The organism is Corynebacterium sp. HMSC034B08 (assembly GCF_001835805.1).
GTDB lineage: Bacteria > Actinomycetota > Actinomycetes > Mycobacteriales > Mycobacteriaceae > Corynebacterium > Corynebacterium coyleae.
In genome coordinates, this window is sequence record NZ_KV825899.1 from 193,159 (window position 1) to 212,859 (window position 19,701).

Consider the following 19,701-nt stretch of genomic DNA (forward strand, 5'->3'; position numbering starts at 1 on the left):
CGATTGAGGCTGCAGCCCGTACGTTGGTGCCGGCGGATAAGACACCGGCGGTGGATGCGGCGAAGTTCGGCCCGTCACGAAACGGCAAACGCACCCTGCACTTAACCTATGACGAGCGGGAGATCTCCGATATGGAGCATGCCGGGCGGTTAGGGATTGATCAGGATCGTCCGGCTGCACCCCAGATTGCCGAAAACCTCATTGGGATTTTCTTCGGCGAGGGCAAGGTCGCAACCGCAGCGCCACGTCCCACTGTGTTGGTGCCGCTGCCGGATTACGTACGCATCCTGGATGGCAATGGTGATGATGTGCTCTTGGCCATGACCGATGGCACCACCATGACCGGTGCGGAGTTTCTCTCCGCCCAGTTCGGTGATGCGTTGGAAGTAGCTGCGTTTCATCCGCAGGCCGGTGCGGTGAATCTGTACCGCACGCAGCGTTTGGCGAATCAGAAGCAGCGCGATCTGGCCAAGTTGGTCTCGCCGGTGTGTGCATTCCCTGGGTGTCGTCACGGAGCAGACAACTGCGAGCTACACCATGTGGAGGCGTGGCAGCATGGTGGGGAGACCAATATTGGCAACCTGGCGCCGCTATGCAGGTACCACAACCGGGTCAATGATGATGACCCGTGGCGTAAGAAACGGGGCCGGATCGTCATGGTGCGGGGTGCCCCGGTATGGATTTCGCCCCGCGGCTACCCGGTGAAAAACACCAACCGCGGGGCAATGGACCAACTCTTCGGCTAGTGCTCGTCGTGCCGCTCAGCGCGACGGAGCAATTTCAGCGCGGCAACAAACAGTACTGCGCCGCCGATGAGCGCCATGATGCCAACACCAATCGCGAGGCCAGCCCAGAAGCCGCCGGCCGTCGCGGAGTTGCTCGTGCCTTCGACGGGCTGCGCGGCATGAATCCCGCTGCCCGAAGCATCGGGTGCAGACTCAGGTGAGGGCTCCGGCGAAGGGGCGGAGGTTGTGGCGGGGGCGCTAGTGCTCGTCGATAGTTGCGATGACGCTGCACGGCTTGCCTGCGCACGCCTCGTCGGAGACTGCTTCGCCGTGGATTGAGCCGCCGCCTGACTGCGAGGTGCAGCCTGTGCAGCACGCGCAGTACTCACCGATCGAGCCGACTGGGCCGACTGGGCCGACTGGGCAGCGGTTGCCGGGGCCGCAGGTGCAGCGGTGCGCGAGGGGCGCGAAGTTGCCTGGTTGCTCGGCCGTGTCGTCGGCCGTGTCGCCCGCTGTGTGGTTGCCTGCGCAGACGGCTTCGTGGACGGTTTTGCGGCTGGCGCGATGGCGTCGCCAAACTTCTTGAGCTCCTTCTCCACCTGCCGCAGACCCGCCGCCAACGCCTGCGGGACGTTCAGGCTTTTGCCCGCGTTGCCCGTGCTGCCTGCGTTATCGGTGTCGTCGGGATTGGTTGGGGCGTTGGTGATGGCGTCGTCGCCAACTGCAAACGTTGCGACGAGTTCCTTCTCAAACGCCTCACCGTCACGCGTGGTGCCGGAATACACGAACGTCGCCGTGTAGATGCCCGGCTCGGTGAACCCAAAGCCCTGGTGGTCGTGGGCGTTAACCGGGTATTGGAGCGTTTTGGACGGGTCGCCCGAGTCTAGTTCGATGCGCAGGCCTCGCAGATCCTCGTGCCATGTCATCAGGCGGCCCGGGCCGGTGACGTCGCGCATGCTTACCGTGATCCGGCTGCCTTCCTCAATCGCGCTCGCGGACACTCCCGTGGTGGAAAAGCCCAGCCATGGCAGGTTCTTGTCCTGTGCTTGCGGCAGTATCCACATCTGCGCTGGGCTGCCAGGGAAGCTGTCGCGCACGCTATCGGGCAGGTCGGTGCGCGCACTGTCGGGCACGGCGAAGATGAAACTGCCGGAGGGTCGGTGCGCCGGGTGGAGGGGGTCGGAATCATCGATGAGCACTGTGCTTAACGACGACCCCTCCCCCACCAAGGCCATATCCATATGACCCGCCTTGATTAGCGCGCGCTCCTTCGCTGCGGCGTTGGGCGTGGAGGTGCCTGGTGCCGGCTTGGGCTGCGTGCTGGTTGGCTGCGCCGACGTGCTAGACGACGTGGAGGCCTTTGGCGAGGTCGGTGTCGGCACAGGAGTTGGCGCGGTGGTTGGCTGCGCCGACGTGGAGGCCTTTGGTGAGGTCGGTGCCGTGGTGGCCACCGTGGTAGTCGCCGACGTGGTCGGTTGCGCGTCAGTGGGTGTGGATGCCGACTTTGGGGTGCGCAGCCCCGTGGTGGTGCCTTCGGGCAGGCCGACGGTGGCGTCGTCGCCGACAAGCCAGTATTGGGTGATGGGTTCGGAGCGTTCGGTGGTGCCGTCGTTAAGTTCGGCTCGGCCTTGCCACGTCAGCGCGTAGATGCCTGGTTTGGAAAACGTCCAGGTGAAGTGGCCGTGGCCGCCGACTTCGTAGGTGATGGTGCGCATGTCTGGGTTGGAGGAGTCGAACAGTCGCTCCGGTTCGTAGACGCGGCTGGTGAACATGACGTTGATGTCGCCGGGCGCATCCATGTCGACGAGGTCGAAGTGCATGACGTCGTCTTTGAAGTTGGTGGGGATCGACGTGGGGTCGAGTTCGTGGGCGGGGTCGAATGCGCCGAGGCCCGACCAGATGGGGCGCCAGTTGTCGGTCCAGTCCACGCTTTGTGGCGCTGCCCACACTTCGCTGCCGCGGGGGCCGAGGAAGTCGAGGGTGCCGTCGTCGGGGATGGTGAGTTTGGACAGGTCGTTGCCGTCGGCGTCCGCGTCTGGGGCGAGGCGGAAGCACACGGAGTCCTGGGAGGTGACCTGTTGGCCGTCGACCGCCATCACCGCTAGCTTGCCGCCGGAGCGCGTGCCGTAGAGGGCGTCGTTGTGGGAGTGGTAGAGCAGTTTGCGGCCGGCGCACGGGTGGTCGACGTCCGCGTCGAGGGTCACGCTGTGGCCGGGGTCGCCGGGTTTGTGCTCGCTGCTCGCCTGCGCCAGTGGTGCCACAGCAAACGCAAGCGTAGCGACGACCAGCGTCACAAGTCGGTTCAACTTCATGCCCGCACCACCTTCGCGAACACTCCGCGGCGCGGCGCGAACAGCCAGCTCAGTGCGAACAGGGCGGTGACGGAAAGGACGATCGTCGCCCCGGTTGGGGAATCGTAGGCCCACGCCAGCCACACGCCCAGGACGCTGCCAACCACGCCGAATGCGGCGGCGATGAGCATCATCGTGTCCAGCCGGTCGGTGAACAGGCGCGCGGCGGCAGCCGGGGTGATCAGCAGTGCGACGACCAGGATGTTGCCCACGGTCTGTACGGCGAGCACAACGGCGAACGTCACGCTGAGATACAGCGCGAGGTCCAACGCGGCGACGGGCAGGTTCATGGCGCGGGCGGTTTCGCGGTCCAAAGCGACGGCGGTCAGCCACGGGCGCAGGACAACCACAATGGCGACGATGATGGCGCCAGCGACCGCGTTGACCACCAGTTCGCGCACGCCAACGCCGGTGAGCGAGCCGAACAGGAACGAGCTCACGGAGGCGGTGTAGCCCTCGACCCGCGAGATGATCACCAGGCCGATGGCAAACGCGGCGGTAAACACGATGCCGATCACGGAGTCTTCTTTAATGGTGCGGCGTTGCGACATCACCGCGATCAGCACCGCCACCAACGCCCCCGCCACCGCGCCGCCGAGCAGCACCGAGGTCTGCAAGGCGAAGGCGACGGCGATGCCGGGAAACACCGCGTGCGCAACGGCGTCGCCGATGAACGCCATGCCGCGCAGCACCACGAAGCACCCGACCACCGCGCAGAGCACCGCGGCGATCACGGCGGCGCCCAGCGCACGTGGCAGAAATGCCAGTTGTGGGTTCGCCATGTCGGCGAGGAATTGCAGGAAGGAAATCTCAGGCATGGGCGGCCTCCAGGTGTGCGCGCACGCCTCGTAGCCACGGTGAGTCGGGGCCGACGGAGAAGGTGTGCATCCAGGGGGTGTCGTCGTTAAGCAGGCGCGTCGGGCTATCCGCCACGATGCCGCCTTTGAACAGGATGAGACGGTCGCAGGATTCGACGGCCTCGACGATGTTGTGGGTGGACATCACAACGCCCAGGCCCTTATCGACGAGCTCACGAAACAGCCCGAGCAAATGTTCCGTGGTGGGGATGTCGAGGCCGGTGAAGGGTTCGTCGAGAAGCAGCATGCGCGGACGGCGCACCAAAGCACGCGCGATGAGCACGCGTTGGCGCTGGCCGCCGGACAGGTCGCTGATGGGGCGGTCGGCGAGGTCTGCAAGGTTCACCATCTCAAGCGCACGCTGCGCCCACATGCGGTCGCGTTCGCCAGCGCGGCGGTACCAGGGGCGCTTCCCAAGCGTGGCGTTGAGGGTGGCGGTGTAGACGTCGATTGGGAAATCCCACGCGACGTTGTGGCGTTGAGGCACGTAGCCGACGACGTCGCGGATCGGACGCGAGTCGGTCGTCTCGACGGTGCCTGCGTCGGCGGGTACGAGCCCGAGCATCGCACGCATCAGCGTCGTTTTGCCTGCGCCGTTCGGCCCGAGCAGGCCGGTGAATTCGCCGCCGTTGAGCGTGACGTCCACGCCCTGAAACACTTCACGTCCCGGGTAGGACACGGCAAGGTCGCGGATTGTGATCACTTACGACGCCCCCACACCACCGCGAACGCCACCAACGCCAGGACGAGCACACCCAAGCCTGCGAACAGGAGCACATTGCTTGACGACGACGCCCCCTCCCCGGCGCCCGCAAACTCCGCGTCGAACGCCTCCTGCGGGTCAACGCCGACCGCAAGGCGCAGCACCTGCTCGTCGGTGTGCACCTGGCCGTCAGTGTCCTCCACCTTCGCCCGCACCTTGATCAGGTGCACGCCCGGCTCGGTGAACACCCAGTTGGCGTGGGTGTGGGTGTTGGGTTCGACCCACATGGACTGGTCGCCGTCGGTGCGAGAGTTCCACAGTTGCTGCGGTTCGTGGAAGCCGCCGGGTTGGACGAAGAGGGAGAAGTCGCCAGGGCCGTCGTGGCTGGCGAATTCGAGGCTCATGCCGGACGTGGAGCGCTCGAGCAGCGAGGGGGCTTGGGAGTTCCAGCCCAGCCATGGCACGCCTGCGACTTCGGTTTGGGGCACGACCCATACGTCGGAGCCTGGTTTGGCGCCGGTGAAGTCGAAGTCGTTGGTGTCGGGCAGGGTTTGCTTGGCGGCGTCGCCGACGGCGAAGACGACGTCGTTGAGGTGGCGCCACATGGCGGGTTCGTGGGTGTCGTCGCGGGCGAGGAATTGCAGGTTGCCGTCCACGAACATGGGGCCGAGGTCAACGTGGCCTGCGTCGATGACGGTGCGTTCGCCTTCCGGCGCGATCGTTTCGTTGGCGTCAACGACTTGTTGCAGGGCGGGGTTGTTGTCCTGTACCTGGGCGGTTGCTGCGGGTGCGGCCGCGATCATGGCGGCGGTGATGAGGGCTGGAATCTTTTTCATTGTTGTCCTTTCAAGCAGTTACTAATCGACGACCCATTGGCCAGCACAAAGTCCACATACGTTTGCGCCGGCCCCTGACCGGGCGGGTCGAGAGAGTCGCCCCAGATCGGGCACACGTTCACCCCGTGCTGGGCGGCCGTTTGGGTGAGCACAGGCGTTTCTTGTTCGCTGCCGTACTCGACGAACACGGCCGGCACGTCGAGGTTGTCCAAGGTGCGCGAGAGTGCCAGCAGGTCGCGGGGCTTGGCTCCACGCTCGGGTTCGGGGTGACAAAGCCTGCGATGCGCAGCCCGTAGGCGCGGCCGAGGTAGGCGTAGCCGTGGTGGGTGGTGACCAGGTTGCGGTTGGTTTCGGGGATGAAGTCGTACATGGCGCGGACGGTGCGGTCGGTGTCGTCGAGAAGCGACTGGTATCGCTTGGCGTTGTCCGCGAACTGGCTGGCGCGTGACGGGTCGATGGCGGACAGTTCGTCGCGCACCACGTCAACCACCGCTTTCATCGCGGCCGGGTCGTGCCAGATGTGCGGGTCTAGCTCGCCGTGCACGTGACGGCCGAGTACCGCCTGCGGCAGCAGGTAGGTCTCATCGTCCGGGTTGCCGAGGAAGCGGAACTCGCGCTGTGGCGGGATCGGCTGCAGGGTGGTTGTGGGTACGACAACGACGGCATCGGCGGGGTTGATGTCGGTGTGGCCGGGGTGGCTGTGGTCGTCGGTGCGAAGCGTCAGGTGGGTGGTGGTGTCGTCGACAAGCGTGGCGATGTCCACGTGACCATGCTCGATCGCCACCTTCCCAGGCGCGACCTGCGCCGGGTCCTGGCCGACAACCACCGTCACGGTTTGCTCGGCGGAGCTACGCTCCGGCGCATCGACCGCGTCGCGCACCGACGCGCGCAGCCGCAACTCGTACACACCTGGCGCCGAAAAGGCCCAACTCACGTGCGTGTGCGCACCCGCCGGCAGCATGGTCGAGCCGCCGTCGGAGTCGAAGAGCAACTCAGGTGTGCCAAACGTGCCCAGGATGAAGGCGAAGGCTTTGCCGGGGCCGGTGGCGTCGACAAGCGAAAGCTCGGTGACGGCGGTGGCGGGGAGGTCACCCTCGAAGCGCAGGCCCAACCACACGGTGTCCAAGCTCGCGTCCTCGACCAGCGGGATCGGGGCGTAGCCGTAGCGCTGCGTCTGCTCGGCGAGCGCCACCACACGCGCGTCGGGTCGCGCCGTCGACTCGATCGTGCGGCTCAATGCTTGCGGCTCCAGCAACAGCCCGTTGGTGAACACGGCGTCCGCATAGGCAATGTCGCGCGTGGCGTGCAGGGTCGGCTCATACGAGTGCGGGTCGGCGCCGCGACGCATCAACGGGGTGACGTCAGCGGCATCGCCGGCGACATTCTGCACGACATCCGCGAGAATGCTTGTCGACGCCACCACACGCAACCGGCCATCATCCACCGCACCGTCCGCCTGCGCGCAGCCCACCAGACCCGCAACCAACCCGAGGGCCGCTATAGCTTTGGCGCGCTTCACTTCGAGGCTCCTGCGAGGGCAATCAGGCGGCGTCGCAAGGCAGTGTCCAGCGTGCACATCGCCGCGCCGAACACCGCGACGCCGAGGCCCAGGATGGCGAACGGCACGGTCATCACTGTGGTGCCGGTCTCTGCGAGGTCACCGGAGCGTGCGGCGTCGCTGCCTTGTGCCGTTGCCGCTCCGGCGCTGCAGCTGCCTTCTGGGTCAAACATGGAGCCAAAATCGAAGTGGCCGCTATCGGCGTTGCCGGCTTCTCCAACGTTGAACGTCAGCGTGGCCTCGCCGGAGACCTTCTCCCCGCCTTTTGTGGTGGCGGTCTGACGGATGGTCACCTTGTACGTGCCGGGTGCACCGAACACCCAATTGGGGTGCACGTGCGAGTTCGCCGGGATCGTGTGGCTGCCGGAGCCGCGACCATTCTCTGCGGTGAACCACTCCTCGCCCACCACTTGCCCCAGGCCGCCCTGGGTGAACACGGTCATTGGGCCGGGGCCGTTGAAGTTTGTTACTTCCCAGGTGACCTCGCCGGTGGTGTGTTCAATGAGCGACTCGTGCTGCGTGTTCGCACCCAGCCACGGCACGTTGTCCTGCTGTGTCGCACCAATCATCCACGCTTTGCCGGCAGGCACTGGGCCGACCGCCTGGGGTAGGTCCGCCTCCGCCGCGTTGCCAAGCCCGAACACAAGGTCTTCCGGACGCTTCCAGGTGGCGGGCACGTTGCGGTCGTCCTTGATCATCGGGCGCAACGCGGGTGTGCACTTCTTCGCCGCTGCTGAGGTGGTGGCGGGCGCCGGCTTGGCCGCAGGTGCTGCTGGGGCTGCGGGCGCAGATTTCTGGGCTGCCGGCTTGGAAGCAACAGACTTCGAAACCGAGTCTGCGCTGTTGGCTGCGGCGTTGCTGTTTGCGTCGTTGTGGGACGTGCCGGTGCTCGTGTCGGCCTTGGTTTCGGCGCTGGCGCGGTCTGTACCGGTCTCGGCGCTCGCGTCGCCGACGTGCCACGTGTACACCGCCTCGTTGGACTCGGCGCCGTCCGCGGTTGCCACAACCTTCATGGTGTACACGCCTGGCTGGGTGAACAGCCAGTTCGCGTGGACGTGGGACGGGTCGTCCTGAACAATGCGGGATCCTGAGGAGAGCTGCGGCTGGTCGCTATCAAGCACGGGTTGGAAGGAGCCGAAGCTTCCCGTCTGGAACAGGTAGACGGAACCTGGCCCGGAGACTTCGCGGAACTCGATGTCGACGCGACCAAAGCCACCTTCGCGCACGCCCTGGGTGTCCCACCCGGGCCACAGCAGCTCGGCACGTTGGGTCTGTGGCAGCAGGTAGCCGGGCTCGCCGATCTCTGAGACGTTGGCGGTTTCGTCGGTGTAGGCCGCCTCGCCGACAACCAAATCGACATCCTCGGGTGCGCGGCGCACGTGGGAGCCGGTGACGTCCTCCTGCAGGTCCAAAGTCAGGCTGCCACCGTCGGCGGTGACGTTGAAGACATCGATGTGGCCCCGATCAAAACGGGCGGGATCCGCCAGTGCCACGCCACACGTCAACAGGGTGAGCAAGGCGGCGAGGCAGACAACCACAAGACTATTGGTAACCGTTTTCAACACTTAACGAATACTACTTCCATTAAGCGTTGCGACAAAGCACTACCCCCAGACACGAAAAAGCGCCCCGGTGAACCACCGAGGCGCGAAATCGTTGCGGGAAGACTATGCCTTTTTGGCGTAGTCCTTCTCCACAGAGGTATCAACCGGAACGCCCGGGCCCTGGGTTGCGGACACGGTGATCTTCTTCAGGTAGACACCCTTGGCGGAAGACGGCTTGAGGCGAACGACCTCGTCGAGAAGCGCGCCGTAGTTCTCAGCGAGCTGCTCCGGGGTGAAGGAAGCCTTACCGATGATTGCGTGCAGGTTCGATGCCTTGTCCACGCGGAAGGCAATCTTGCCGCCCTTGGAGTCCTGGATCGCCTTAGCGACGTCCGGGGTGACCGTACCGGTCTTCGGGTTCGGCATCAGACCACGCGGGCCGAGCACGCGGGCGACGCGGCCGACCTTAGCCATCTGGTCCGGCGTAGCGATAGCCACGTCGAAGTCGAGCTGGCCAGCGTTGATCTGCTCGATGAGCTCGTCGGTGCCGACGATGTCAGCGCCTGCTTCCTTCGCCTTGGTGGCGTTCTCACCCTCAGCGAAGACTGCGACGCGGACGGTCTTACCGGTGCCGTGCGGCAGGTTGACGGTGCCGCGGACCAGCTGGTCAGCCTTGCGCGGGTCGACGGACAGACGCATCGCAACGTCGATGGTTGCGTCGTACTTGCCGGAAGCGGTCTCCTTTGCCAGGGTCACCGCATCCAGCGGGTGGTAGAACGCGTCGCGGTCCACCTTGGCGAGCTGCTCAATGTAACGCTTGGACTTCTTAGCCATGTTTGATTCCTTTCAGGAGTTGTGGTTGGCGGGCCTGGCTGAAGGCCCTTCCACGTAAAGCGACGAGGTGCGCTTTACTTCTCGACGTCAATACCCATCGAACGTGCGGTACCAGCGATGATCGCGGCGCCAGCCTCGATGTCGCGGGCGTTGAGGTCGTTCTTCTTGGTCTCGGCGATTTCCTTGCACTGCTCCCAAGTGACCTTGCCAACCTTGTCAGTGTGCGGAACGCCGGAGCCCTTCTGCAGGCCTGCAGCCTTCAGCAGCAGGGATGCAGCCGGCGGGGACTTCAGGATGAAGTCGAAGGAGCGGTCTTCGTAGACCGTGATCTCCACCGGGACAATGTTGCCGCGCATGGATTCGGTCGCAGCGTTGTATGCCTTGGTGAACTCAACGATGTTGACACCGTGTGCACCAAGTGCCGGACCGACCGGCGGGGCCGGGTTTGCCATACCAGCTTCGATCTGAAGCTTGATCAGGCCAGTGACCTTCTTCTTAGCCATCGCAATTACCTCCTAGTTACAGCCTCGCCACCGCGATGAACAGCGGTAAGGCTTCCGGATGCCGGGTTTTTCCCAGCCACCGGGGATGAGAAAACGAAAACGTCGCGTGTGCGCAAAACACACGCGACGAGATAGGTTACGCCAGGGCGTCGTCGATAAGCAAAATGCGCTTACATGATGCGCTCGATCTGATCGGCGGTGAGCTCGACTGGGGTCTCGCGGCCGAAGATGGACACGAGCGCCTCGATCTTGCCGGTCTCCGGGTCGATGGCGTTGATGGTGGCGGACACGGACGCCAGTGCACCGGAGAGGATGGTGACGGCCTCGCCGACCTTGTAGTCGTGGGTGACCTTGTTCGGCGTCTCCTCCGCCGACGGCACAACGGTGTCGCCTTCGGCGTCAACCTGCGGCTTCGCGCCGGCCGCGGCGGACTTCGGCAGCAGGAACTTGGCGACGTCGCGATGCTTCACCGGGGTGGCATTGCCCTCATTACCGACAAACGAGGTCACGCCCGGGGTTTCACGCACCACGGACCATGCGGCGTCGTTCATGTCCATGCGCACGAGGACGTAGCCCGGCAGGAGCTTGCGCTTGACCAGCTTGTTCTTGCCGTCCTTGTTCTTCTCCAGCGCCTGCTCGACAGGCACGACGACCTCGTAGATGGAGTCTTCGACCTCGAGGGTCTGGCTACGCATCTCCAGGTTGGTCTTCACCTTGTTTTCGTAGCCGGAGTAGGACTGGATGATGTACCACTCACCCGGCTGCTTCTTCAGTTCGCGGGTGTACTCGCGCAGGCGCTTGCGGTATTCAGCGTCGAAGTCGGACGTAGCCTCAGCGTCCTGGGCCTCAACGCCCTCCGCGGCCTCAGCGCCCTCTGCCTCCGGCGCTTCCGCGCCCTCGGTCGCCTCGGTGGCTTCGGTGGCCTCGGTCGCCTCAGCGTTGTCGTCCTGCTCGTTGGTGCCGGCCGGGTCGGAGTCGCCGTGGATGACCGGGTCGGTGGGGGGGTCGACGGGCGCGCCTTCGTCGATCATTTCCTGCTCATTGTTTTCGATCGCGCCGTTGACGTCCTCGTTTACCTCAGTCATGGTTGTTCTCCTCGTATGTTCGCGGGTGTGCCCCAAGGTTACCGGGGCAAAAAGTATCCCGCCTTCCCTCGGTGTTCGAGGAGGCGGGAAACGTTACGCGTGAAATTGTACTTATCGGATGAGAATCCAACGAATCCCCATGGAAGCCAGGGTGTCGGTACCCCAGACAAGGATGGTGAGCACAATGAGGAACGCGAATGTGATCAGCGTGTAGTTCAGCATCTGCTTGCCGGTCGGCCAGATGACCTTGCTCATCTCGGAGACGACTTCGCCCGGGAAGGTTGCGATGCTGGTGGTCTTTTCCTCGGCCTCGTCGGCATTGACGGGGGTACGCTTTGCTTCGTACCCGTCGGAGGACACGGGCGAGACCCCTCGCAGTTGGCGCTTGCCGGTTGGCTGTGCGGCATTCTGACCGTTGGGGTTAGTCACGAAAACTCCTCCAGGTTGTTTTGGCAGGGGCGACAGGACTCGAACCTGCAACCTACGGTTTTGGAGACCGTTGCGCTACCAATTGCGCCACGCCCCTAGGGCACCTTATTCGGTGCGCCTAACCCTACCACGGGCGCTTGTGGCGTCCGTTTGAGGTGAGTAGCGATGGAGAGAATTGAACTCTCGACACAGCGATTATGAGTCGCTTGCTCTACCACTGAGCTACACCGCCATGTGTTCACTGACGCTCGCACGAAGTGCAAGGACCCCAGCAAACAACAGAGCCCCCTGACAGAATCGAACTGTCGACCTTTTCCTTACCATGGAAACGCTCTGCCGACTGAGCTAAGGGGGCACAGCCTCTTTGTTGTGGATCTTGCGACCCGCTCCGTTGAAGCCTTGAGAAGATTAACCCGATATCGTTTATAAACACAAATCGCCAGTACATCCCATGTTTTTGCACATGCTTATCGACGACATAAACCGCTCCATAACCTACGCCATAGGCCATCACTCCCTACCGCCCTGCAGCCGCAGAACCACAGCACCGCACAGCGAAAAACCCCGCCGATCCGTGATGGGGATCGGCGGGGTGTGCCTGTGCCAGGTAGAAGATTCGAACTTCTGAAGGCGAATGCCGGCGGATTTACAGTCCGCTCCCTTTGGCCGCTCGGGCAACCTGGCGTGCACGTTTGAAGTGCGGGGATTACCTTACATCACGCCACCGTAATGTAGGCAAATCGCCTGGTTATCCTACGCGTTCGACGGTAAGTCGGGTCATGGTGCGCAGCGCTTCGCGGGCTGGAATGTCGGGCAGCGCGTCGAGTTCGCGTTCGACGATGTCCAAGTATCCGCGGGCGGTTTCCAAGGCGCGCTCACGGCCGCGTGTCCGGCCCAGGAGGTCGAGGGCGCGGGTGACGTCGGCGTCGTCGGTAAGCGGGCCCGTGAGCAGCCCACGGAGGGCTTCGCCGGCTTCGGAGTCCTCTTCGAGCGCGTAGAGCACTGGCAGGGTGAATACACCTTCGCGCAGGTCGGTACCTGGGGTCTTTCCGGACTGTTCGGGGTCGGAGAAGATGTCGATGATGTCGTCGACGATTTGGAACACCATGCCCACGGCGTCGCCGATGCGCGCGCAACGCTGGACCACCTCGTCGGACGCGCCGGAGTGCCGCGCGCCCAGGTAGGCGGCGGACGCGATGAGCACGCCGGTTTTCTCGTCGATGACCTTCAGGTAGTGCTCAACCGGGTTGGTGCCTTGTGCGCCGACGGTTTCGCGCATCTGGCCGGTGACCAGTTCCTCGAAGGTGTCGGCGAAGTGCTCGACGGTGGCCAGGTCCATTCGGCTCATCAGGCGTGAGGCGTGGGCAAACAGGATGTCGCCTGCAAGGATGGCGACGGTGTTGCTCCAGCGCGCGTTGGCGGACTCAACGCCGCGGCGGCGTTCAGCTTCGTCCATGACGTCGTCGTGATACAGCGTGGCCAGGTGCACCATTTCGGTGACGGTGGCGCCGTTGATTACGTTTTGGGCGCGCGGGTTGGGGCCAAACTCGGCGCACAGCAGCGCCATCATGGGGCGGAAGCGTTTGCCGCCGGCTGCGGCGAGGTGGGTGACTTTGTCGGTGAGGAACTTTTCGCCGCGTGAAAGTTCGGCCATGAGGAGGTCCTCCACCGCTTCTAGCCCGGTGTTGAGCCGGGTGTTGAGTGCGTCGTCGCCAAGGTCAATCTTGAATCCGTGGCGGGGTGACGGGGTGGTGCCGTACGTCATCGATAACGTCCTTGCAGGTTGGAGGGGCACATGGATAACGCACCTACCGTAGCCCACTTGCCCTTGGTTCTGTAGCAGCGGGTGGCGCTGGCACAATCAGTTGCGTGACTGAGTATTTCGACCTTGTGGTTGTGGGTGCTGGACCGGCGGGTTCGGCGGCGGCGATTGCGGCGCAGCGTGCCGGTTTGCAGACATTGCTTCTCGACGCCCAAGGCCCCGGCCGCGACAAAACTTGCGGCGATGGGTTGACCCCGCGTGCGGTGGAGACGCTCGAGGCACTCAATCTGGAGGTACCCGCGTATCGCAACAAGGGGTTGAAGTTGCACGGCTACGGCGGCGACGTCGAGGCGCCTTGGCCGCGCGGTGAAGGCTCTGCGGCTCCTCGGACGGTGTTTGACGCAATGCTTGTCGACGAAGCCCGCACCGCCGGCGCCACCATCCGCCAGAACTGCGCCGCGACGGGTGTGGAGTTTTCCGGTGGCGCGATCAGTGCTGTGAAGACGGATCAGGGCTCGGTACGCGCGAAGTGGGTCGTGGTTGCCGACGGCGTGCGCTCCCCCTTTGGCAAGAAACTGGGTCGCGAGTGGCACAAGGGCGAGGTATTCGGCATTGCGGCGCGCTCGTATTGCGATTCGCCGTTTTCGGATGAGCCGTGGATGCATTCGCACGTAGAGCTGCGCGACGCGGATGGCGTGATTCAGCCTGGTTACGGCTGGATCTTCCCGCTTGGCAACGGCACCGTGAACCTCGGCTGCGGAGCCTTATCCACCGATGCGCGCCCGGCGAAGGTGAACACGAAGAAGTTGCTCGCCGACTATGCCGCACAGCAGCGCGAGGCGTGGAACCTCGGCCCGGAGCAGGCGGTGACCTCTGCGCTGCTGCCGATGGGCGGAGCGGTGTCCAACGTTGCGGGCCCGAACTGGGTGCTTATCGGCGACGCCGCCGCGTGCGTGAACCCGCTCAACGGCGAGGGCATCGACTACGGGCTGGAAACCGCAGTGCTGGCGGTCGAGTTGATCAACGCGGGTGGCGACCTCACGCTTGCGTGGCCGGCGTTGCTGCGCAGCCACTACGGCGACGCGTTCACGCTGGCGCGCACCCTCGCCCGTCTCCTGACCTACCCGCAGTTCCTACCGCTGGCTGGCCCGGTGGCGCTGCGCGGTTTGGGCGGGCGCTACCTCATGCCTGCAGCGGCGCGCCTGATGGGCAACCTAGTGCAGGAAGACGACCGCGACCTGGTCGCACGACTGTGGCGCGCGGCAGGTCGCGTGGTGCCGAAGAACGCCCCGCTCTGGGACGTCGCTTAGCGCGGCTTAGTCGAGCGGCTTGACGGCGCTGTGGAGCGCCACGATGCCGGCGGTGAGATCTTGCCAGCCGGCGTCTTCCCAACCGTTGGCGTTGATCGCCGCGGCAAGCTCCTCCTGGTTGGGCCATGCGCGGATGGATTCCGCAAGGTACTCGTAGGCCTCCGCGTTGGAGGAAAATACCTTGGCCAGCGCTGGCACAGCTCGTGGCAGGTATTCCTTGTACACGGTGCGGAATCCTGGGATGACGGGGGTGGAGAACTCGTTGACCACGAGGCGCCCGCCGGGCTTGGTCACACGTGCCATTTCGCGCAAGCCGGCCTCGAAATCATGGACGTTGCGCAGCCCATAGGAGATGGTCACCGCGTCGAAGGTGTTGTCGGCAAACGGAAGGTACATCGCATCACCAACCACCTTGGGCACCTTACGGTCCTTGCCGGCGGCCAGCATGCCCTGGGAGAAGTCGCACGCCACGACCCACGCGCCGGATTTACCGAGCTCGACGGTGGACACGGCGGTGCCTGCGGCGAGGTCGAGCACCTTCTCCCCCGGTTTGAGTTCGAGGCGTTCACGGGTGCGTCGTCGCCAGTATTTGTCCAGCCCGAACGACAACACGGTGTTCGTCTTGTCGTAGTTCTTGCCCACGTCGTCGAACATTCCGGCAACGTCGAAGGGCTTTTTCTCCAGATCCGCCTTGGCCATGGTTGGTCAGTCTACTTCGGTCTACTTCGCCACCCACAAAAGTAGGCTGAGCGGCCATGCCCCAGTTGCAAGTTCGGTAGACCGAACTTTATTATTCGCCAACATGGACACGCGGGTAGTGTGCTCCTTCTTCCGATTCCCCAACGCAAAGGAACCACATGATGAAAACTAAGGTGCTTGCGCTCGTCGCTACGGCTGCGCTAACTGCCGGCCTGGCAGGCTGTTCGCAGGACAGCGCCGACGCCGCAGGCGGCAAAGACACCCCCGTGGTACTCACCACGTTCACGGTGATCCAGGACATCGCCTCGAACGTCGCCGGCGACCACCTGCGGGTGGAGTCCATCACCAAGCCGGGTGCGGAGATCCACGGCTACGAGCCCACCCCCGGCGACATTTCCCGCGCCGCCGATGCGGACCTGATTCTGGATAACGGCATGAACCTGGAGAACTGGTTCGCCCAGTTCGTCGCCGACCTGGACGTGCCCCACGCCGTGGTCAGCGAAGGTGTCGACCCGATCGACATCGCCGAGGACGCCTACGCCGGCAAGCCCAACCCGCACGCCTGGATGAGTCCGGTGAACGTGCAGAAGTACGTGGACAACATCGTCGACGCGTTCAGCGAACTCGACCCGGAGCACGCCGATGATTTCAAGGCCAACGGCGAAACATACAAGCAGGAACTGCAGGCTGTGCAAGACGAGCTGGAAACCAAGCTCGCCTCTGTCCCCGACAAGCAGCGCGCCTTGGTCACCTGCGAAGGTGCGTTCTCCTATCTGGCTCGCGACGCGAAGTTGACCGAGCGCTACATCTGGCCGGTCAACGCTGAGCAGGAAGCCACCCCGCAGCAGATCGCCGGCGCGATCGAGTTTGTGAAGGAAAACAACGTCCCGTCTGTGTTCTGTGAATCCACGGTCTCTAACGCGCCGATGATGCAGGTCGTGAAGGCCACCGGCGCGGAGTACGGCGGCACCCTCTACGTCGATTCGCTTTCTGAGGAAAACGGCCCGGTGCCGACCTACCTGGATCTGATTCGCCACGACACGAAGGTGATCATCGACGGTTTGAACGGGGGCAAGCAGTGATCCCCGCAATCGCAGTTGAGGATGTTGCGGTGCGCTACGGCGACGTCGTCGCGCTCGACGGCGCAACTTTGAGCGTCCAACCAGGCCGTATCTGTGGGCTGATCGGGATGAACGGCGCGGGCAAATCCACGCTACTCAAGGCGATCATGGGGTTGGTCAAGCCGGATCGCGGCACGGTTCGTATCAACGGCATCGACCCCATGCGCGCCCGCAAGACGCAGGTGCTGGGCTACGTCCCGCAGAGCGAGGACGTGGACTGGCAGTTCCCGGTCACAGTGCGTGATGTGGTCATGATGGGCCGCTACGGCCACATGGGCTTTACCCGCCACGCGCGTGCGGAGGACATTGCGGCTGTGGATCGCGCGCTTGAGCGCACCCACCTTGAGTCGTTCGCAGACCGCCAGATCGGCCAACTTTCGGGTGGCCAGAAGAAGCGTGCCTTCATCGCCCGCGGTATCGCTCAGGGTGCGAGCATCATGCTTCTCGACGAACCCTTCGCCGGCGTGGACAAACATTCCGAGGCCACCATCACTGAGCTGTTGCGTGACCTCGCGGCAGAAGGCACCACTATTTTTGTGGTGACGCACGACCTGGTTGCCTTGCCCCAGCTCGCGCCGGAGACGGTGCTGTTGAACCGTCGGGTGTTAATGCACGCCCCGACCGAAGTGGTGTTAGAGCCGGACAATTTGGTGCAGGGCTTCGGAATGGGGGTGTCGGCATGATTGCGCTGCTTACGGAGCCGTTTGGTTACGAGTTCATGATGCGTGCGCTTGCAACGTCGCTAGTGGCGTCGGTTGTGTGCGCGCTGTTGTCGTGCTGGCTGGTGCTGGTTGGCTGGTCGCTGATGGGCGATGCGGTAAGCCACGCTGTCCTGCCGGGCGTAGTGCTGGCCTACATTCTGGGCGTGCCGTTTGCCGTCGGCGCGGTGGTGTTCGGGTTCCTTGCGGTGGCACTGATCGGGCTGGTGCGCGATACGTCCCGGGTGAAGGAGGATGCGGCCATTGGCATCGTGTTCACCACCATGTTCGCGCTGGGGCTCGTGCTCATTTCGGTAACCCCTTCGCACACGGATCTGAACCACATCATCTTCGGCAACCTGCTTGGTGTGTCCCGTGGGGACCTGCTTCAGGTGGCCATCCTGGGCGCGATCGTGTTGAGCGTGCTGGTGCTCAAGCGGCGCGACTTCACCCTCTACGCGTTCGATCCCACCCATGCACACGCGATTGGGTTGAATCCGCGCCTGCTCGGTGCAGCACTGCTGGCACTGCTGGCGCTGACATCAGTGGTGGCACTCCAGGCCGTTGGCGTGATCCTGGTGGTGGCGATGCTGATCATCCCGGGGGCGACCGCCTACCTGCTCACCAACAAGTTCGGCACGATGCTGATCATCGCCCCGACCATGTCGGCGGCATGTGCGATTGTGGGGTTGTACTGCTCCTACTACCTGGACACAGCCTCTGGCGGCATGATTGTGCTCGCCCAAGGTGTGGTGTTTGGTGTGGTGTACCTGTTCGGCCCGCATGGGGTGCTGCGGGGTCGTCGTTACGCATCCACGCGCACGAAGACGGAGTCCGTGGCTTCCTCGCCAAGCGGCACCGCCTCCGCCGCGCCGGCCAGCCGCACCGCGACCGCGCCGGAGTAAGGGGCACCCTCCCCAACCTCGAGGGTTGCGCCGACGACAAGCCCGTGACTGTCCAGGAATTGCAGCAGTTTCGGGTCGTCGTCGGCAATGCGTTCAATCGTGGCTGTCTGGCCCGGTTGCACGCCGGTCAGCGGGACGGCTTCGGGGGTGTCGACACGCCCGCTGGCCGAGGGGATGGGGTCACCGTGGGGGTCGCGGGTGGGGTAGTTAAGAAATGCGTCGATGCGCTCGACCATGAAGTCGCTCACGGAGTGCTCGAGATTTTCCGCCTCGTCGTGCACTTGGTCCCAGGTGTAGCCGAGGGCTTCCACCAGAAACGTTTCAATGAGACGGTGGCGGCGGATCATCGCCACCGCATACGTGTGGCCGAGTTCGGTCAGTTCGATCGTGCCGTAAGGCTTGTGTGTGACAAGCCCCTGCTCGCCAAGTTTGCGCACCCCGTCCGACACCGTGGATTTCCGCAGCCCAAGGTGCTTTGCCACTGACGACGACGTCACCGGCGCATCCGACCACTCCGAAAGGGCCCAAATGCCTTTGAGGTAGTTCTGAGTGCTGGTAGACAGGTCGCCGACAGACATGCCCGTCAGTCTACTTTGCGCTTCACCGGCACCCAGCGAGGCAGTGCAACATCGCGGCCGAACAGGTGGATCACCTTGCGCTCGTAGGAGCCAAGCACCTCGGTGTAGTAGCCAAGGAGTTGCTGCCCAAGCGCCTCCCAAGTCTTGTCGGCCACGGACGCCCTGGCGGTGGTGGTGAGTTCGGGGTGGCGGGTGTCGTCGAGAAGCCAACGCGCTGCGTCGGGGAGCTCCTCGGTGAAGGTGGCCACGTCGAGCAGCAAACCGTTGACGCCGTGCTCGATGAGGTCAACGGGGCCGCCAGCGCGGGGGCCGATCGTGGGCACGCCCGAGGCTTGAGCTTCCTGGATGGCCTGGCAGAAGGTTTCAAACTCGCCGGTATGCACGAACAGGTCGAGCGAGGCGTACGCGCGGGCGAGCTCCTCGCCAGAAAGCGGGCCGGTGAACACGGCGTTGGGCAAAACCTCTTCAAGCGCCTCGCGCTCCGGGCCGCCGCCGACGATGACCAACTGGATGGACGGCTCCGTAACCAGCGGGGCGAGGCGGTCAACGGACTTCTCCGCGGCGAGGCGGCCGACGAACCCGACGATCTTCTTCGTACCGGTCGGGTCCCACGAACGGCGCAGGATGTCGGAGCGCTTCGACGGGTGGAACAGTTCCGCATCCACGCCACGGCCCCAATGGCGGATATTTTTGATGTTGTGCTCCTCCAGCGCCTTGATCGTTTCCGACGACGGCGCGAGCGTCATTTCGCACATGTTGTGCACGGTGCGGGTCCAGTCCCACGCCATGGTAGCCAGGGTGGACAGTTGGTACTTCGTGGCAAAGCCGGCCACGTCCGTCTGGTAGAGCGCGACCGCGGGCACACCGAGTTGGCGGGCCGCGAATGCCCCCGCTCCGCCAAGCACGAACGGGCTGGCCAGGTGGATGATGTCCGGCTTGAACTGCGACAGTGCTGCTGTGACGGTGGTGGTGGGAACGCCGATGGGCAGCGAATCGATCAACGGCACCATAACGGTGGGCACCCGCACGATCTCAAAGCCAAGGTAGTCAGGAACTTCGTCCTGGAACTCGCGGGCGCCAGGCGCGATCACGATCGCGTCGTGGCCCTCCCGTTTGAGGTGCTCAAGGACGCGAAGGACGGAGTTGGTCACTCCGTTGACGTTGGGCAGAAAGGACTCGGCGACGATTCCCACTCGCATGCTG

General features: G+C 64.2%; 19 protein-coding genes and 4 tRNA genes. 5 read left to right on the top strand and 18 right to left on the bottom strand.

Annotation, left to right across the window (positions count from 1 at the left end):
• Positions 1-746: HNH endonuclease signature motif containing protein (locus tag HMPREF2656_RS01260; RefSeq protein WP_083319390.1), on the top strand; the 746-nt coding region annotated here is incomplete at its 5' end.
• Here the strand turns inward: HMPREF2656_RS01260 and HMPREF2656_RS01265 are convergent.
• The 15 genes from HMPREF2656_RS01265 to HMPREF2656_RS01335 form a co-directional block, all read right to left on the bottom strand.
• Entirely contained in the window at positions 743-3,037 is a 2,295-nt protein-coding gene (locus tag HMPREF2656_RS01265; protein WP_070815614.1) for a choice-of-anchor M domain-containing protein, read from the bottom strand. The two genes, HMPREF2656_RS01260 and HMPREF2656_RS01265, sit on opposite strands and share 4 nt — an antisense overlap.
• Positions 3,034-3,894 (bottom strand): anchored repeat-type ABC transporter permease subunit, encoded by an 861-nt coding sequence (locus HMPREF2656_RS01270; protein ID WP_070452416.1) that lies wholly within the window; start codon positions 3,892-3,894, stop codon positions 3,034-3,036. Before HMPREF2656_RS01270 ends, HMPREF2656_RS01265 begins: the two co-directional genes overlap by 4 nt.
• The gene (locus tag HMPREF2656_RS01275; RefSeq protein WP_070482140.1) at positions 3,887-4,636 is read right to left on the bottom strand and encodes an anchored repeat-type ABC transporter ATP-binding subunit; all 750 of its coding nucleotides are present in this window, start codon (positions 4,634-4,636) and stop codon (positions 3,887-3,889) included. Before HMPREF2656_RS01275 ends, HMPREF2656_RS01270 begins: the two co-directional genes overlap by 8 nt.
• Complete coding sequence (locus HMPREF2656_RS01280) at positions 4,633-5,472, bottom strand: choice-of-anchor M domain-containing protein (RefSeq protein ID WP_070815615.1); 840 nt, start codon at positions 5,470-5,472, stop codon at positions 4,633-4,635. Before HMPREF2656_RS01280 ends, HMPREF2656_RS01275 begins: the two co-directional genes overlap by 4 nt.
• 118 nt (positions 5,473-5,590) lie before the next feature.
• Positions 5,591-6,991: an anchored repeat ABC transporter, substrate-binding protein gene (locus HMPREF2656_RS01285; RefSeq protein ID WP_246825059.1), complete on the bottom strand. Its 1,401-nt coding sequence runs from the start codon at positions 6,989-6,991 to the stop codon at positions 5,591-5,593.
• Positions 6,988-8,595 carry a TIGR03773 family transporter-associated surface protein gene (locus HMPREF2656_RS01290; protein WP_070815616.1) on the bottom strand — a complete coding sequence of 536 codons (1,608 nt, stop codon included), beginning with the start codon at positions 8,593-8,595 and terminating at the stop codon, positions 6,988-6,990. Before HMPREF2656_RS01290 ends, HMPREF2656_RS01285 begins: the two co-directional genes overlap by 4 nt.
• A gap of 102 nt (positions 8,596-8,697) precedes the next feature.
• Positions 8,698-9,408 carry a 50S ribosomal protein L1 gene (rplA, locus tag HMPREF2656_RS01295; RefSeq protein ID WP_070815617.1) on the bottom strand — a complete coding sequence of 237 codons (711 nt, stop codon included), beginning with the start codon at positions 9,406-9,408 and terminating at the stop codon, positions 8,698-8,700.
• 74 nt (positions 9,409-9,482) lie between these two features.
• Complete coding sequence (gene rplK, locus HMPREF2656_RS01300; protein WP_070421765.1) at positions 9,483-9,911, bottom strand: 50S ribosomal protein L11; 429 nt, start codon at positions 9,909-9,911, stop codon at positions 9,483-9,485.
• 170 nt (positions 9,912-10,081) lie between these two features.
• Positions 10,082-10,996: a transcription termination/antitermination protein NusG gene (nusG, locus tag HMPREF2656_RS01305; protein WP_070815618.1), complete on the bottom strand. Its 915-nt coding sequence runs from the start codon at positions 10,994-10,996 to the stop codon at positions 10,082-10,084.
• 111 nt (positions 10,997-11,107) lie between these two features.
• Positions 11,108-11,425: a preprotein translocase subunit SecE gene (gene secE / locus HMPREF2656_RS01310; protein WP_070421763.1), complete on the bottom strand. Its 318-nt coding sequence runs from the start codon at positions 11,423-11,425 to the stop codon at positions 11,108-11,110.
• Positions 11,426-11,446: 21 nt separating this feature from the next.
• Positions 11,447-11,522 (bottom strand) — tRNA-Trp (locus HMPREF2656_RS01315).
• 63 nt (positions 11,523-11,585) lie between these two features.
• A tRNA-Met gene (locus HMPREF2656_RS01320) sits at positions 11,586-11,657 on the bottom strand.
• A 50-nt stretch (positions 11,658-11,707) separates the two neighbouring features.
• Positions 11,708-11,780: transfer RNA gene (locus HMPREF2656_RS01325), tRNA-Thr, on the bottom strand.
• Between the two features lie 246 nt (positions 11,781-12,026).
• Positions 12,027-12,109: transfer RNA gene (locus HMPREF2656_RS01330), tRNA-Tyr, on the bottom strand.
• A gap of 64 nt (positions 12,110-12,173) precedes the next feature.
• The gene (locus HMPREF2656_RS01335; protein WP_070452433.1) at positions 12,174-13,190 is read right to left on the bottom strand and encodes a polyprenyl synthetase family protein; all 1,017 of its coding nucleotides are present in this window, start codon (positions 13,188-13,190) and stop codon (positions 12,174-12,176) included.
• Positions 13,191-13,285: 95 nt separating this feature from the next.
• Between HMPREF2656_RS01335 and HMPREF2656_RS01340 the strand changes: the two genes are divergently transcribed.
• Positions 13,286-14,497, top strand: coding sequence for a geranylgeranyl reductase family protein (locus HMPREF2656_RS01340; RefSeq protein WP_210400940.1), 1,212 nt, complete (start codon positions 13,286-13,288; stop codon positions 14,495-14,497).
• A gap of 6 nt (positions 14,498-14,503) precedes the next feature.
• Here HMPREF2656_RS01340 and HMPREF2656_RS01345 read toward each other — a convergent pair whose 3' ends face one another.
• Positions 14,504-15,196 (bottom strand): demethylmenaquinone methyltransferase, encoded by a 693-nt coding sequence (locus tag HMPREF2656_RS01345; RefSeq protein WP_070452438.1) that lies wholly within the window; start codon positions 15,194-15,196, stop codon positions 14,504-14,506.
• A gap of 158 nt (positions 15,197-15,354) precedes the next feature.
• Between HMPREF2656_RS01345 and HMPREF2656_RS01350 the strand changes: the two genes are divergently transcribed.
• Genes HMPREF2656_RS01350 through HMPREF2656_RS01360 form a run of 3 tightly spaced genes read left to right on the top strand, consistent with a single transcriptional unit; the run spans position 15,355 to position 17,920 of the window.
• Positions 15,355-16,278 carry a metal ABC transporter substrate-binding protein gene (locus tag HMPREF2656_RS01350; RefSeq protein WP_070815620.1) on the top strand — a complete coding sequence of 308 codons (924 nt, stop codon included), beginning with the start codon at positions 15,355-15,357 and terminating at the stop codon, positions 16,276-16,278.
• Positions 16,275-17,000 carry a metal ABC transporter ATP-binding protein gene (locus HMPREF2656_RS01355; protein ID WP_070452441.1) on the top strand — a complete coding sequence of 242 codons (726 nt, stop codon included), beginning with the start codon at positions 16,275-16,277 and terminating at the stop codon, positions 16,998-17,000. Before HMPREF2656_RS01350 ends, HMPREF2656_RS01355 begins: the two co-directional genes overlap by 4 nt.
• On the top strand, positions 16,997-17,920 hold the full coding sequence (locus HMPREF2656_RS01360; protein ID WP_070815621.1) for a metal ABC transporter permease: 924 nt from the start codon (positions 16,997-16,999) through the stop codon (positions 17,918-17,920). Before HMPREF2656_RS01355 ends, HMPREF2656_RS01360 begins: the two co-directional genes overlap by 4 nt.
• Here the strand turns inward: HMPREF2656_RS01360 and HMPREF2656_RS12370 are convergent.
• Positions 17,821-18,498 (bottom strand): metal-dependent transcriptional regulator, encoded by a 678-nt coding sequence (locus tag HMPREF2656_RS12370; protein ID WP_070840407.1) that lies wholly within the window; start codon positions 18,496-18,498, stop codon positions 17,821-17,823. The genes HMPREF2656_RS01360 and HMPREF2656_RS12370 overlap by 100 nt on opposite strands.
• Before the next feature lie 5 nt (positions 18,499-18,503).
• Positions 18,504-19,697: a glycosyltransferase family 4 protein gene (locus tag HMPREF2656_RS01370; RefSeq protein ID WP_070815623.1), complete on the bottom strand. Its 1,194-nt coding sequence runs from the start codon at positions 19,695-19,697 to the stop codon at positions 18,504-18,506.
• Between the last annotated feature and the right edge of the window lie 4 nt (positions 19,698-19,701).